Genomic DNA, 12,993 nt, shown 5'->3' on the forward strand with positions numbered 1-12,993 from the left:
TAGGAATTTAAGGGGGAAACCTGATGCCGTCTCTTTTCCGATTGGCCGCCGCGGCCTTCCTGCTTTTGTCCTTTCCCGCCCGGGCAGGCGATATGGCGGCGGCTGAAATTCTCGGCTTCAGCGCCGACGGGAGAATATTCGCGTTCGAGGAATTCGGCGTGCAGGACGGCTCAGGCTTTCCCTATGCCAACCGGTTCTACATCGATACGAACAGCGACGAATTTCTGCCAGGTACGCCGATCCGCGTCAGGCTCGATGACGAGCAGGCGACCGTGCAAGGGGCGCGCGAAGAGGCGAGGAAACGTTCCGAATCAATATTTTCGGATGAGGAATTGAAGGAAAATCGCGGCTTTCAGGCGGGCTGGAACGATGTGACGGAGCTTTCGGCCGACCCTCATCGGATGGTGATCAATCCCCGCCCTATCGTGCCGCCTCTCGATGATCCACTCGAGTTCCGCCTTGAGGAAATACCGGTCCCGCAGCCTGAAAGTTGCCGGAACATGGGCGATATCGTCGGTTTCCGCCTGCTTCGAATCGCGACGGTCGCCGGTGCCGAGACAAGAACTCTACACGAAGACGAAGGGGTGCCGTCGAGCCGTGGCTGCCCTCTCGGCTATCGGATTGCAGGCATCCAGACCTTCCACCCGCAGGGCGGAGAGCCGGTCTTCGCCGTACTGATCGCCGTCCGCCGTGTCGGTTTCGAGGGACCCGACCATCGGTTTCTGGCGATCACAGGCAAATTTCAGGAAGCCGAATAACCGTCCGTCTTATCGGCACGATAGCCATGTGCGTTGAGCTTCGCGCGGCTGTCTGATAGGACGCGACGCAACTCCTTTCCAATCTATGCAGGCAGTTCCATGATCCCCCGCTATTCCCGGCCCGAAATGGTATCCATCTGGTCTCCCGAGACGCGATTCCGCATCTGGTTCGAGATCGAGGCCCATGCGGCGGATGCGATGGCGAAACTCGGCATCGTGCCGCAGGAAGCGGCCAGGACGATTTGGGAAAAAGGCGGCAATGCCACTTTTGATATCGACCGGATCGACGAGATCGAGCGCGAGACGAAGCACGATGTCATCGCGTTTCTGACGCATCTGTCGGAGATCGTCGGCCCCGAGGCGCGCTTCGTGCATCAAGGCATGACCTCCTCGGACGTGCTCGACACCTGCCTTAACGTACAACTGGTCCGGGCAAGCGATATCCTGCTCGACGATCTCGACAGGCTGCTGGAAGTCCTCAAGAAGCGCGCATTCGAACACAAGGACACCGTCACCATCGGCCGGAGCCATGGCATACATGCCGAGCCAACCACCTTCGGAATCAAGCTCGCGCAGGCCTATGCGGAGTTCTCCCGCTGCCGCGAAAGGCTGGAGCATGCGCGCGAGGAAGTCGCCACCTGCGCCATCTCCGGCGCAGTCGGCACGTTTGCCAATATCGATCCACGTGTGGAAGAGCATGTGGCCGAGAAAATGGGGCTGAAGCCGGAGCCGGTCTCGACCCAGGTCATCCCGCGCGACCGGCACGCGATGTTCTTCGCCACACTGGCGGTGATTGCCTCCTCAATCGAGCGGCTGGCCACGGAAATACGCCATCTTCAGCGCACGGAAGTTCTGGAAGCGGAGGAATATTTCTCGCCGGGGCAGAAGGGTTCGTCCGCCATGCCGCACAAGCGCAACCCGGTGCTTTCGGAAAACCTCACGGGTCTTGCCCGGATGGTGCGTTCTTATGCAATGCCGGCCATGGAAAATGTCGCGCTCTGGCATGAGCGGGACATCTCCCACTCCTCCGTCGAACGCATGATCGGCCCCGATGCGACGGTGACGCTCGATTTCGCGCTGGTACGGCTCACCGGGCTCATGGAAAAGCTGGTGGTCTATCCGGAGAACATGCTCAGGAACCTAGACCGCTTCCGCGGGCTCGTCCACTCCCAGCGTGTGCTTCTGGCACTCACCCAAGCGGGCGTGAGCCGCGAGGACGCCTACCGGCTGGTCCAACGCAACGCCATGAAGGTATGGGAGCATGGGGCGGATTTCCAGCAGGAACTGCTCGCCGATAAGGATGTGCGCGCCGCGCTCTCGGAAGCCGAGATCCGCGAGAAATTCGACCTCGGCTACCACACCAAGCACGTGGACACGATTTTCAAGCGGGTTTTCGGAAAGGCCTAAGCCTTCCCGCTTACCCGGATGACGGTCCCCCACGGGTCTTCCAGCGCGCGTTCGCCCTCGGCGCCAGCCGCGCTGAGCTGAACCCAGGACAAGCCCGCGCGTGCCGGATTTCGCCGTCCGGCACCGGGGCTGTGCCAGGCATTGGCGCCGATATGGTGGTGATAGCCTCCCGACGAGAGGAAGACGGCATTTGACCCGTATCGGGCCATGGTTTCAAAACCCATATTCTCACGCCACCAGCGCTCGGCTTCGGCCGGATCGCCGACGCGCAGATGCACATGGCCGACAACCGTACCGTCCGGTACTCCGCTCCACCCCACGTTCCCGGCGGCCGAGAGCAGGCCGTTGAAATCCAGGCGCAGAGTCTTCATGGCGACCTCTCCATCCTCCCAGGGCCAGCTTTCGGGCGGACGGTCCGCATAAATTTCGATGCCGTTCCCCTCTGGGTCGCTCAGATAGATCGCCTCGCTGACCAGATGATCGGACGCACCGTCGATCGTGACATGCCGGTCCAGCGCGTGGCGCGCCCAGCGCGCCAGATCGGCCCGCGACGGCAGAAGAAAGGCCGTGTGGAACAAACCCGCCTCGCGCGCATCGTCCGGGAGCGCGGCCTTGTCCTCCTCGAGGACGAGCAGTGTCCGTTCCTCCGTGCCAAGCGATATCGCTCCATTGCTGCGCGACAATTCATGAAGGCCAACGACATCGCGGTAAAATTGCGCCAGGGCCTCCGCATCACGTGATTTGAGGCCGACGCTGGCCACATTGACGGGTGTCGTCGCGGCAAAGGGAAGAGTTGCCATTTTTGGTCTCCTGACTGCTGGATTTCGGCGCCGCTTAGCTACGGCGCGTCCCGGCAGCTTCCTGGATGCATGTGATAGCGCATTCCCCGGCAAACAAGCTCTGAAAAGAGAACGCCGTGTTCAACAATCACAACCATACCCTACGGGTTGCATGGAGAGATCATGCTGGCTACATGCGCGACCATGAAATCAAAGGACGCAGACATCCTTATCATCCCCGGCTATACGAATTCCGGGCCCGATCACTGGCAGACGCGCTGGCAAGCGCGGCTGACGACGGCCCGCCGGGTGGAGCAGGCGGAATGGTCAAAGCCCGTTCGGGACGACTGGGTGAACAAGGTCGTGGAAGCCGTGAACGAGGCGCGAAAGCCGATCGTTCTGGTCGCCCATTCGCTCGGGATAGCCTCGGTTGTGCATGGCATCCCGCATTTCCGCAAGAAGATCGCGGGCGCCTTCTTCGTCGCTCCGCCCGACGTTGCCAACCCAAGCATCAGGCCGAAGCACCTGATGACATTCGGCCCCTACCCTAGGGATCCCCTGCCTTTTCCATCAATCGTGGTGGCTAGCCGCAACGACCATTTCGGCAGTTTCGAACAGGCGGAAGACATCGCGGCAGCGTGGGGCTCGCTCTTTCTCGATGCCGGTGAAGCCGGGCATATCAATGCGGAAGCGGGTTTTGGGCCGTGGCCGGAAGGAAGCCTTGCTTTCGCTCGCTTCCTTTCGCAACTCTGACCGCTAGACGGAAAACCGCAGGCGGCGCCCCGCGCCTACTCGCTTTTCACCTGGGCGATGGCTTGGCCAAGCAGATCCACCATCTTGCCGCGAATGGCCTCGTCGGTCTCGTTCACGGCGGCGGCATCGAAATCGCGGCGGATCTTGCGGAACACGTCCTCATCGCCTGATTCCTCGAAGTCGGACTTAATCACTTCCCGCGCATAGGCCTCCGCCTGGTCGCCCGTCTTACCGAGCTTCTCGGCGGCCCAAAGACCCAGCAGCTTGTTGCGCCGCGCCGTGGCCTTGAATCTCAACTCCTCGTCCCGCACGAACATCCGTTCGAATGTTTCTTCACGCTCTTTCAAATTGCTCATCCTTGTCTCCGGCCTTGGCAGCAGCACATTGCAACATGCAGGGCAATCTGCTCCTAGAGAGACCAGAAGCGCTCCGCTTGGTCAATAGGTGCGCTGCAAACGGCGATTCACGTTAAGGAGATGAAATGCCGATTGAGGTGAAGGCAGGTTTGCGCTAGAGACCGCAGGAGCCAGCTGGCTCCTCCCTCTTGCCGAGTCGGGCCCATGACCATCACGTTAGGACCGGCACACGAAACCCAGAGAAAGCCATGAATCGTCGCCGCCGCATTTACGAAGGCAAGGCCAAAATCCTTTACGAAGGCCCCGAGCCAGGTACGCTCATTCAGTTCTTTAAGGACGATGCCACGGCCTTCAACAAGAAAAAGCACGAGGTCGTCGACGGCAAGGGCGTGCTGAACAACCGGATTTCGGAGTATATTTTCGAGCATCTGAACCGGATAGGAATTCCCACCCATTTCATCCGCCGGCTCAATATGCGCGAGCAGCTGATCAAGGAAGTGGAGATCGTTCCGCTCGAAATCGTGGTGCGCAATATTGCCGCAGGCTCTCTCGCCAAAAGGCTCGGCATTGAGGAAGGCACCGTGCTGCCGCGCTCGATCATCGAGTTCTACTACAAGGCGGATGCGCTCGACGATCCCATGGTTTCGGAAGAGCATATCACGGCTTTCGGCTGGGCAAGCCCCCAGGAGATCGACGACATCATGGCGCTTTCCATTCGCGTCAATGATTTCCTCACCGGTCTTTTCCTCGGTGTTGGCATCCAGCTTGTGGATTTCAAGATCGAATGCGGCCGCCTTTGGGAAGGCGACATGATGCGGATCGTGGTAGCGGACGAGATTTCGCCGGATTCCTGCCGCCTATGGGACATCAACACACGGGACAAGCTGGACAAGGACCGGTTCCGCCGCGATATGGGCGGGTTGGTGGAAGCCTATCAGGAGGTGGCACGCCGCCTCGGCATCATGAATGAAAATGAGCCGCCGAAGCCCGCCGGGCCCGTGCTCGTCTCTTCCAAGCCTGACGGCGAAACCCGTCACTGACAAACACAGGGGCAAAGAGTGATCAAGGCACGCGTCATCGTCACGCTCAAGAACGGCGTGCTCGACCCGCAAGGCAAGGCCATAGAAGGCGCGCTGAGGGGCTTGAGCTTTTCCGATATCGGCTCGGTGCGCCAGGGAAAGGTTTTCGACCTGGAGCTCGAGGGGGCCGACAAGGCCAAGGCCGAGGCAGAGCTTAAGGAAATGTGCGAGCGTTTGCTGGCGAACACGGTGATCGAGAACTATAGTATCTCCATCACCTGAGATGCATTGAGGAAGTCGGCTGAACCCCCAGCCGACGAAAAACCCTACGAATTGAGCGCATGAAGTCAGCCGTCATCCAGCTTCCCGGCCTCAATCGCGACCGCGATATGATCGCCGCACTCACCAAGATCTCCGGCCAGGCTCCGGTCACCGTCTGGCAAACCGAGACGGAACTGCCGGAGGTCGACCTGATCGTCATCCCAGGCGGGTTCTCCTACGGCGACTACCTGCGCTGCGGTGCGATCGCCGCGCGCATGCCCGTCATGAAGGCGGTGGCGGAGAAAGCGGCAAAGGGCGTGCTCGTCATCGGCGTCTGCAACGGTTTTCAGATCCTGCTTGAAGCCGGTCTCCTGCCCGGCGCGCTGATGCGCAATGCATCGCTCAAATTCGTTTGCCGCGAGGTGAAGCTGCAGGTGGCCAACGCCAATACCGCATTTACCCGCGCTTACGCTCCCGGCCAGATCATCCGCTGCCCCGTGGCGCACCATGACGGCAACTTCTTCGCCGCCCCCGAGACGCTGGCGCGCATTGAGGGCGAGGGCCAGGTGGCCTTCCGCTATGCCGAGGGAACGAACCCCAACGGCTCCATCAACGACATCGCCGGTATCGTGAACGGTGCCGGCAACGTCCTTGGCCTGATGCCGCATCCGGAAAATCTCGTCGAGGCCGCCCATGGCGGCACGGACGGGCGGGCGCTTTTCGAAAGCGTGCTCGGACGTGCGGCCTGATGCACCACGCTTCTTCTCATCGGAGTTCGCGCGAAAGCGGCTTGGGGCGAGGCATTTTGACCGCGACCTTCCTCTGCGGCGTTGCTCTTCTGTCGGCCTGCCAATCCAATAATCGGCAAAGCGAAACCTCCGCAGGCTCAGGCAAAAGTGCCGCGCTTCAGTCCATGGAGCGGGTTGCCATAGCCGCGCACCGATGCTGGTTCGCAAGTCAGGATCCGGCTTTCCGGCCATACCGCATGGCCAATGAGCTCAACTCCTTCACCGGCCGGCCGCGCTTCCTGCTCGTACCCGCAAAGGACTTCGAGGCGAGACCCCTTCTCGTCGTGCAGGCCGAAGGGAATTCAAGCGCGGTCGAAGTTTTCGGACCTTTGATGAACGAGGCAATTGGCAGGCGCATCTCCTCGGATGTTGCTCGCTGGGCATCCGGTAACAATTCCTGCGGCGGGGCTGCTTGAGCTCATGCGCCGCCCGCCTCAGACTCTCCGCAACGGATAACGGACGATGACGATCCCCAACGATATCAGGATCACACCCGAGCTGGTGGCTGCGCACGGACTTAAGCCAGACGAGTATCAACGCATCCTCGATCTGATCGGCCGCGAGCCGACCTTCACCGAGCTTGGCATCTTCTCGGCCATGTGGAACGAGCATTGCTCGTACAAAAGTTCCAAGAGGTGGCTCAGGACATTGCCCACCTCCGGCCCGCAGGTGATCCAGGGACCCGGCGAGAATGCCGGCGTGGTGGATATCGGTGACGGACAGTGCGTTGTCTTCAAGATGGAGAGCCACAACCACCCCTCCTATATCGAGCCCTACCAGGGCGCGGCGACAGGCGTGGGCGGCATCCTCCGCGACGTCTTCACCATGGGCGCGCGGCCGATCGCTGCCATGAACGCGCTGCGCTTCGGCGCGCCCGATCATCCCAAGACGCAGCATCTTGTGGCGGGCGTCGTGGCCGGCATCGGCGGCTACGGCAACTCCTTCGGCGTGCCGACTGTCGGCGGCGAGGTCAATTTCGACCCGCGCTACAACGGCAATTGCCTGGTCAACGCCTTTGCGGCAGGCCTCGCCCGCACCGATGGGATCTTTTATTCCAAGGCCGAGGGCGTCGGCTTGCCGGTGGTCTATCTGGGCGCGAAAACCGGCCGCGACGGGGTGGGCGGCGCCACCATGGCTTCGGCCGAGTTCGACGAAACCATTGAGGAGAAGCGCCCAACGGTGCAGGTGGGCGATCCATTCACCGAGAAGTGCCTTCTCGAAGCCTGCCTGGAGTTGATGGCGACCGGTGCCGTTATCGCGATTCAGGATATGGGCGCAGCGGGCCTGACCTGCTCGGCGGTCGAAATGGGCGCCAAAGGCGATCTCGGTATTGAACTCGACCTGGACAAGGTGCCGGTGCGCGAGGAGCGCATGTCGGCCTATGAGATGATGCTGTCGGAAAGCCAGGAGCGCATGCTCATGGTGCTCAGGCCCGAAAAGGAGCCGGAGGCAGAGGAAATCTTCCGCAAATGGGGGCTTGATTTCGCGATCGTCGGCCGCACGACGGACGATCTACGCTTCCGCATCCTGCATGGAGGAGAGGAGGTCGCGAACCTTCCCATCAAGGAGCTGGGCGACGAGGCGCCGGAATATGACCGGCCCTGGGCGGAGCCTAAAATGCCCCCTGCCCTCGATGCCGCCACGGTGCCCGCAGCAGATGTCGCGGATTCGCTTCTGAAGCTCCTGGGTTCGCCCGATCTCTCCTCACGCCGCTGGGTGTGGGAACAGTATGACACGCTGATCCAGGGCAATTCGCTGCAGATCCCCGGCGGCGATGCCGGTGTCGTGCGCGTGGAGGATCACCCGACCAAAGCGCTTGCCTTTTCTTCCGATGTAACGCCGCGATACTGCGAGGCCGATTCCTTCGAAGGCGGCAAGCAGGCGGTGGCGGAGTGCTGGCGCAACCTGACCGCCACCGGGGCGGACCCTCTCGCTGTCACCGACAACCTCAATTTCGGCAATCCGGAACGGCCGGAGATCATGGGGCAGTTCGTGCGCGCCATAAAGGGCATAGGCGAGGCCTGCCGCGCCCTCTCCTTCCCCATCGTTTCCGGCAATGTTTCGCTCTACAACGAGACGCTTGGCCAGGCGATACCGCCGACGCCCACCATTGCCGGTGTCGGGCTCATTCCGGATTGGTCTAAGATGGCCCGCATCGCCTTTGCAGGCGAAGGCCAGGCGATTCTTCTTGCCGGTGCCCCGGAAAGCTGGGGAACGCATCTCGGCCAATCGGCCTATCTTCGCGACGTCCATGGACGCGCGGAAGGCGCACCGCCGCCCGTGGATCTGGCACATGAAAAGCGCGTGGGCGATTTCGTGCGCGGCGTGATCCGCTCAGGCACTGTTACGGCCGCTCATGACTGCTCCGACGGCGGACTTGCGGTCGCCTTGGCAGAAATGGCGATGGCATCCGGTATCGGCGCCAGGATCGATGCCCCGGTAAACAGCGCATCGGCGGCTTTCTTCGGCGAAGATCAAGGCCGTTACGTGCTTACGGCAGCCCTTGCGCGAGAGGACGCGCAGCTGGCGACGCTTATCGAGGACGCAAGAAAAGCGGGGGTATCGCTGATCGCGATCGGCGTCACCGGGGGGCGCGAATTGAAACTGGGCGAGGCACGTGCCATATCGGTTGAAGAACTAAAAGAAGCCCATGAGGGCTGGTTCCCGAGGTTCATGCAGGACGGAAGCTTGCAATGAATGGGCGGGCCGAAGGGGAGATTGATCATGGCCATGAGCGCGGGCGACATTGAACGCCTGATCAAGGAAGCCATACCGGATGCGAAGGTCACCATCCGCGATCTTGCGGGTGACGGGGACCACTATGCGGCGGAGGTCGTGTCCGAAAGCTTTCGGGGAAAGAGCCGTGTGCAGCAGCACCAAATGGTCTATGAAGCCCTAAAAGGCAACATGGGCGGCGCGCTGCATGCACTTGCACTGCAGACCAGCGTGCCCAATTGAGCAGCACACCCGCCTAAATTTTCCCGGCGGGATGTAAATCGCCGCAATTCTCGGCAACGCTACAGAATCTTGCACCACGATAGCCCGAACCGGCGATCTCGTTGCACAGTGTATTCCATTCGCAGCCCACGCATGCCGCACGGACCTGCCCTGAGGAGAACGCCGCGCGCATGCGATGCAGATCCGCGTTCCGCAGCTTGAGCGATACACCCGGCGTGATCGGCCGGCCCAGGAGAGCCGCCACGTCATCCGCCGCCAGACGATCGCGTTCTCGCACACTCTCGCAAAGGCAGTGCGGCTCGGCATCGCCGAGCATGGGAGCGCAGATGTCATCGGGCCCGCCAACAACGAGGATGTCTTCACCGGCAGCGAGTCGCCCCGCAATCACGTCGTAATTCGCGGTGAAGGCGGGGCTGTAACCTTTGCCGACATAGGTCAGCAGGCACAGCAGGTGATGTGCTCGGAGCCGGATGGTCACGCCGAAGGCAACACCTTGCCGCGTTGGAGCGCCTTGAGTGCCGCAGCGCCCAGCGCGGATTTCAAAACAGCGCCGAGAATGAATGGGGTCACCCCGTGGATGATCGCCTGTTCGACGCCGATCATGCCTGAAAGCCACGCCGCGCCAAGCAAAAGGCAAAGGCAGTTGGCGAGCAGCATGGACAGGAAGGCGAGAAAGACGCGGCTGCCGTTCCAGCCATGCTCGGCAAGCCAGCCCGTAAGCATTGCCATCAGGGGAAAGGCGAAAAGATAACCGGCGGTCGGTCCGGAAAAATGCAGCAAGCCGCCGCCACCGCCGGCGAGCACGGGCAACCCTAATGCCCCTTCGACGAGCCATGCCAGGACGGTGATGCCCCCCAGCCGCCATCCATAGATCGCGCCCAAAAATGCGACCGCAAAGGTCTGCATGGTCATCGGCACGGGATACATCGGCACCTCGATATACGATGCAAGCGCCAGAAAGGCCGACCCGAAGGCGACCGCCGCAGCTTGCAAGGCAAACGACCGATTTTGCCGGCCGAGTGGGCTTAATGCGGTTTTTGACGCTGATTTCGACAGATTTGACATGAAGCGACCATCGGTGGGAATCGAACTGAGTGCACGGGAGTTTGCCGCTGTGCGGGCAATTCCGCAACCAGCCGCGCGCGCTACGCCGCTGACTGTCGTGTCGGATTATACCCTCGCCGCATTGCACGCCTTCCCGTCGTGCAATAGATAAGAGACCAAAGCACTATGAATGCCGGGCCTTGACCCCGGCAAAGAAAGGAAGACGCGATGAGCGGCATCAATGAATTCATCGACAACGAGGTGAAGACGAACGACGTGGTTCTCTTCATGAAGGGCACGCCGGGCTTTCCCCAGTGCGGTTTTTCCGGCCAGGTCGTGCAGATTCTCGATTACCTCGGAGTCGACTACAAGGGCATCAACGTGCTGACCTCGGACGAATTGCGCCAGGGGATCAAGGAATATTCGAGCTGGCCGACCATCCCCCAGCTTTATGTAAAAGGCGAATTTGTCGGCGGCTGCGACATTGTGCGCGAGATGTTCCAGGCAGGCGAAATGCAGTCCTTCCTTGAAGAAAAAGGGGTGAGCGTCCGCGGGGCCGCCTGACCGCTTGCAGTAGGCGGTCTCACCCGGCACGCATCCGGGTTTAAGTGCCTTAACATCTGATCATCTCAGTCGACTGCCAGCCGACATTTTTTCCGGCCCCTTCAGGCGCTCCTGCCTGGGGGTCGCTATTTCTTTACGACAGCGCGCCCTTGTCCTGCAGGCGCGCCTTTGCCGGAGCAAGAACATGGACGATTCCCTCGCGCGAGAGGCGCCCGCCTCGGCTGCCTTGTCCATTGGGAAAACAGAATTCATCGCACTCATGGCGGCCTTGATGGCGCTCAATGCGATGGCGATCGACATCATGCTGCCAGGCCTGCAGCAGATCGGGTCCGCACTCGGCGTGGCCGACGAGAACAGCCGTCAGCTCATCATCAGCGCTTATGTGCTGGGGCTCGGCGGCGCCCAGCTTTTCTATGGGCCGATAACGGACCGCTTCGGACGCCGCACCCCTCTGCTCATCGGCCTTGTCATTTACGTCGCCACAGGATTTGCCTGCGCTTTTGCGCCGAGCTTCGCAGCCATGCTGGTGCTCCGCCTCCTGCAGGGAATCGGGGCGGCCGCAACCAGGGTGGTCGCGATCTCGGCTATCCGGGACGTTTATGGCGGCCGGCGCATGGCCGAAGTGATGTCGATGGTCATGATGGTTTTCATGATTATCCCAGTCGTGGCGCCCAGCCTCGGCCAGGTGGCAATGCTGTTCGACGATTGGCCGAGCATTTTCCTGCTCATGGGCTTCATGTCCCTCATCATCACGGTTTGGACGCTTTTGCGCCTACCCGAAACGCTGGCACCGGAAATGAAGCGCTCGCTCTCCCTCGGCTCGATCATGGAGGGTTTCCGCCTCGTCCTCACCAACCGGGTGGCGCTTTGCTACACACTGGCCAGCACGGCCATTTTCGGGGCTCTGTTCGGCTTCATCAATTCCGCGCAGCAGATCTATGTGGAGATCTATGATATGGGAACGCTGTTCCCGCTCATGTTCGCCATTGGCGCCGGGCTGATGGCGGTTTCCTCCTTTACAAGCGCCCGGCTCGTTGGCCGTTACGGGATGCGCCGCCTCTCCCACGCCGCGCTGCTGGGCTTCGTGGCTGTCTCCGGAATCTGGCTGATCATGGCCCTTTTCGACTATGAGCCCTTTTGGCTCTTCTTTATCCTGTTCTCGCTGGCCATGTTCCAGTTCGGCTGGGTGGCCCCGAATTTCAATTCCATAGCCATGGAGCCGCTGGGCCGCGTGGCAGGTACCGCGGCCGCGGTGCAGGGATTCATAACGACGCTTGGAGGCGGCGTGCTTGGCGCCCTCATCGGCCTGTCTTTTGACGGTACGCTGGTGCCGCTGGCGGCTGGCTATTTCATCTCAGGAGGTGTCGGCCTGATCCTGGTTCTGATCGGCGAACGCGGACAGCTGTTCCGCCAGGTAAGCGCGCCGGTTTAGAGAATTCCGAGACCGGCAAAGTCGAAGAGTTGCCGGTCCAGCAGATGCGACGGCCGCACATTGGCGAGCGCGCGGATCATTGTATCCTTGCGGCCGGGCATACGACGCTCGATATCTTCCAGCATTGCCTTCATCGCGTTGCGTTGCAGGCCATCCTGGCTGCCGCAGAGATCGCAGGGAATGATCGGGAATTTCATTCCCTCGGCGAATTTCACCAAGTCCGTCTCCGCGCAATAGGCGAGCGGCCGCAGCACCAGTACATCGCCCTCGTCGTTCAGAAGCTTCGGCGGCATGGCTGCAAGCCGCCCGCCGTGGAAGAAATTCATGAAGAAGGTTTCCAGAATGTCCTCGCGGTGATGGCCGAGAACGAGCGAGGAGCACCCCTCCTCCCGCGCGATGCGGTACAGATGCCCGCGGCGAAGGCGCGAACAGAGGGAGCAATAGGTGCGGTTTTCAGGAATCTTTTCCGTCACCACGGAATAGGTGTCTTGGTATTCAATGCGATGGGGAACGCCGAGACGGGTAAGATAATCCGGCAAAATATGCTTGGGAAAATTCGGCTGCCCCTGGTCGAGATTGCAGGCCAGAAGCTCGACCGGCAGGAGACCGCGCCATTTGAGATCGAGGAGAACGGCAAGCAGCCCGTAGGAATCCTTGCCGCCCGAAAGCGCCACCAGCCAGCGGTCGCCCGGCTTCACCATGGTGAAATCCTCGAACGCCTGGCGCACCTGGCGCAGAAGCCTCTTGCGGAGCTTGTTGAACTCCACTGAGGAGGGAGCATCGGCAAAAAGTGGATGGCCGGAAGCCTCATCCGGTTGGGCCGTTTCAGACACTGGCTGATGGAACGTCATGGCAATCTCCTGCCCCTCCATAA

Annotated in this window: 16 protein-coding genes; 11 read left to right on the forward strand and 5 right to left on the reverse strand. The window is 61.1% G+C overall.

Annotated elements, in window-relative coordinates; genetic code table 11:
- The first annotated feature begins 23 nt into the window (after positions 1-23).
- Positions 24-758, forward strand: coding sequence for a DUF2259 domain-containing protein (locus tag GNP00_RS01265; protein WP_011580625.1), 735 nt, complete (start codon positions 24-26; stop codon positions 756-758).
- A gap of 99 nt (positions 759-857) precedes the next feature.
- On the forward strand, positions 858-2,165 hold the full coding sequence (gene purB, locus GNP00_RS01270; RefSeq protein ID WP_011580624.1) for an adenylosuccinate lyase: 1,308 nt from the start codon (positions 858-860) through the stop codon (positions 2,163-2,165).
- On the opposite strand, the gene GNP00_RS01275 is transcribed toward purB, so the two are convergent.
- Positions 2,162-2,965: a VOC family protein gene (locus GNP00_RS01275; RefSeq protein ID WP_011580623.1), complete on the reverse strand. Its 804-nt coding sequence runs from the start codon at positions 2,963-2,965 to the stop codon at positions 2,162-2,164. The two genes, purB and GNP00_RS01275, sit on opposite strands and share 4 nt — an antisense overlap.
- Positions 2,966-3,148: 183 nt before the next feature.
- Between GNP00_RS01275 and GNP00_RS01280 the strand changes: the two genes are divergently transcribed.
- Complete coding sequence (locus tag GNP00_RS01280) at positions 3,149-3,697, forward strand: RBBP9/YdeN family alpha/beta hydrolase (protein WP_041545254.1); 549 nt, start codon at positions 3,149-3,151, stop codon at positions 3,695-3,697.
- Between the two features lie 35 nt (positions 3,698-3,732).
- Here the strand turns inward: GNP00_RS01280 and GNP00_RS01285 are convergent, their stop codons facing one another.
- Complete coding sequence (locus GNP00_RS01285; RefSeq protein ID WP_011580621.1) at positions 3,733-4,053, reverse strand: DUF1476 domain-containing protein; 321 nt, start codon at positions 4,051-4,053, stop codon at positions 3,733-3,735.
- A 248-nt stretch (positions 4,054-4,301) separates the two neighbouring features.
- Here GNP00_RS01285 and purC point away from each other — a divergent pair, with 248 nt between their 5' ends.
- Genes purC through GNP00_RS01315 form a run of 6 tightly spaced genes read left to right on the forward strand, consistent with a single transcriptional unit; the run spans position 4,302 to position 9,079 of the window.
- Positions 4,302-5,093 (forward strand): phosphoribosylaminoimidazolesuccinocarboxamide synthase, encoded by a 792-nt coding sequence (gene purC / locus GNP00_RS01290; protein ID WP_011580620.1) that lies wholly within the window; start codon positions 4,302-4,304, stop codon positions 5,091-5,093.
- A gap of 18 nt (positions 5,094-5,111) precedes the next feature.
- Positions 5,112-5,354 carry a phosphoribosylformylglycinamidine synthase subunit PurS gene (gene purS / locus GNP00_RS01295; protein ID WP_011580619.1) on the forward strand — a complete coding sequence of 81 codons (243 nt, stop codon included), beginning with the start codon at positions 5,112-5,114 and terminating at the stop codon, positions 5,352-5,354.
- A gap of 59 nt (positions 5,355-5,413) precedes the next feature.
- Positions 5,414-6,082 carry a phosphoribosylformylglycinamidine synthase subunit PurQ gene (gene purQ, locus GNP00_RS01300; protein ID WP_011580618.1) on the forward strand — a complete coding sequence of 223 codons (669 nt, stop codon included), beginning with the start codon at positions 5,414-5,416 and terminating at the stop codon, positions 6,080-6,082.
- A 56-nt stretch (positions 6,083-6,138) separates the two neighbouring features.
- Positions 6,139-6,537, forward strand: coding sequence for a hypothetical protein (locus GNP00_RS01305; protein WP_041544642.1), 399 nt, complete (start codon positions 6,139-6,141; stop codon positions 6,535-6,537).
- Positions 6,538-6,583: 46 nt separating this feature from the next.
- Positions 6,584-8,818, forward strand: a complete 2,235-nt coding sequence (gene purL / locus GNP00_RS01310; protein ID WP_011580616.1) for a phosphoribosylformylglycinamidine synthase subunit PurL — start codon at positions 6,584-6,586, stop codon at positions 8,816-8,818.
- A 27-nt stretch (positions 8,819-8,845) separates the two neighbouring features.
- Positions 8,846-9,079 (forward strand): BolA family protein, encoded by a 234-nt coding sequence (locus tag GNP00_RS01315; RefSeq protein WP_011580615.1) that lies wholly within the window; start codon positions 8,846-8,848, stop codon positions 9,077-9,079.
- A 13-nt stretch (positions 9,080-9,092) separates the two neighbouring features.
- Here the strand turns inward: GNP00_RS01315 and GNP00_RS01320 are convergent, their stop codons facing one another.
- Both GNP00_RS01320 and GNP00_RS01325 read right to left on the reverse strand, forming a co-directional pair.
- Positions 9,093-9,557, reverse strand: coding sequence for a DUF1284 domain-containing protein (locus tag GNP00_RS01320; protein ID WP_011580614.1), 465 nt, complete (start codon positions 9,555-9,557; stop codon positions 9,093-9,095).
- Positions 9,554-10,144, reverse strand: coding sequence for a biotin transporter BioY (locus tag GNP00_RS01325; RefSeq protein WP_011580613.1), 591 nt, complete (start codon positions 10,142-10,144; stop codon positions 9,554-9,556). The genes GNP00_RS01320 and GNP00_RS01325 overlap by 4 nt, the downstream gene beginning before the upstream one ends.
- Positions 10,145-10,351: 207 nt before the next feature.
- Between GNP00_RS01325 and grxD the strand changes: the two genes are divergently transcribed.
- Both grxD and GNP00_RS01335 read left to right on the forward strand, forming a co-directional pair.
- The gene (grxD, locus tag GNP00_RS01330) at positions 10,352-10,687 is read left to right on the forward strand and encodes a Grx4 family monothiol glutaredoxin (protein WP_011580612.1); all 336 of its coding nucleotides are present in this window, start codon (positions 10,352-10,354) and stop codon (positions 10,685-10,687) included.
- A 184-nt stretch (positions 10,688-10,871) separates the two neighbouring features.
- Positions 10,872-12,119, forward strand: a complete 1,248-nt coding sequence (locus GNP00_RS01335) for a multidrug effflux MFS transporter (RefSeq protein ID WP_011580611.1) — start codon at positions 10,872-10,874, stop codon at positions 12,117-12,119.
- On the opposite strand, the gene ttcA is transcribed toward GNP00_RS01335, so the two are convergent.
- A complete protein-coding gene (ttcA, locus tag GNP00_RS01340; protein WP_011580610.1) occupies positions 12,116-12,970 on the reverse strand; it encodes a tRNA 2-thiocytidine(32) synthetase TtcA in 855 nt (284 codons plus the stop codon). The genes GNP00_RS01335 and ttcA overlap by 4 nt on opposite strands.
- Positions 12,971-12,993 lie beyond the last annotated feature (23 nt).

It is taken from the genome of Chelativorans multitrophicus (assembly GCF_011317445.1).
Taxonomy (GTDB): domain Bacteria; phylum Pseudomonadota; class Alphaproteobacteria; order Rhizobiales; family Rhizobiaceae; genus Chelativorans; species Chelativorans multitrophicus.

Bases quoted from the DNA above. Each gene is read 5' to 3' on its own strand.
- GNP00_RS01265 (WP_011580625.1), top strand. From the start codon at position 24: ATGCCGTCTCTTTTCCGATTGGCCGCCGCGGCCTTCCTGCTTTTGTCC.
- purB (WP_011580624.1), top strand. From the start codon at position 858: ATGATCCCCCGCTATTCCCGGCCCGAAATGGTATCCATCTGGTCTCCC.
- GNP00_RS01275 (WP_011580623.1), bottom strand. From the start codon at position 2,965: ATGGCAACTCTTCCCTTTGCCGCGACGACACCCGTCAATGTGGCCAGC.
- GNP00_RS01280 (WP_041545254.1), top strand. From the start codon at position 3,149: ATGAAATCAAAGGACGCAGACATCCTTATCATCCCCGGCTATACGAAT.
- GNP00_RS01285 (WP_011580621.1), bottom strand. From the start codon at position 4,053: ATGAGCAATTTGAAAGAGCGTGAAGAAACATTCGAACGGATGTTCGTG.
- purC (WP_011580620.1), top strand. From the start codon at position 4,302: ATGAATCGTCGCCGCCGCATTTACGAAGGCAAGGCCAAAATCCTTTAC.
- purQ (WP_011580618.1), top strand. From the start codon at position 5,414: ATGAAGTCAGCCGTCATCCAGCTTCCCGGCCTCAATCGCGACCGCGAT.
- purL (WP_011580616.1), top strand. From the start codon at position 6,584: ATGACGATCCCCAACGATATCAGGATCACACCCGAGCTGGTGGCTGCG.
- GNP00_RS01315 (WP_011580615.1), top strand. From the start codon at position 8,846: ATGGCCATGAGCGCGGGCGACATTGAACGCCTGATCAAGGAAGCCATA.
- GNP00_RS01325 (WP_011580613.1), bottom strand. From the start codon at position 10,144: ATGTCAAATCTGTCGAAATCAGCGTCAAAAACCGCATTAAGCCCACTC.
- grxD (WP_011580612.1), top strand. From the start codon at position 10,352: ATGAGCGGCATCAATGAATTCATCGACAACGAGGTGAAGACGAACGAC.
- GNP00_RS01335 (WP_011580611.1), top strand. From the start codon at position 10,872: ATGGACGATTCCCTCGCGCGAGAGGCGCCCGCCTCGGCTGCCTTGTCC.
- ttcA (WP_011580610.1), bottom strand. From the start codon at position 12,970: ATGACGTTCCATCAGCCAGTGTCTGAAACGGCCCAACCGGATGAGGCT.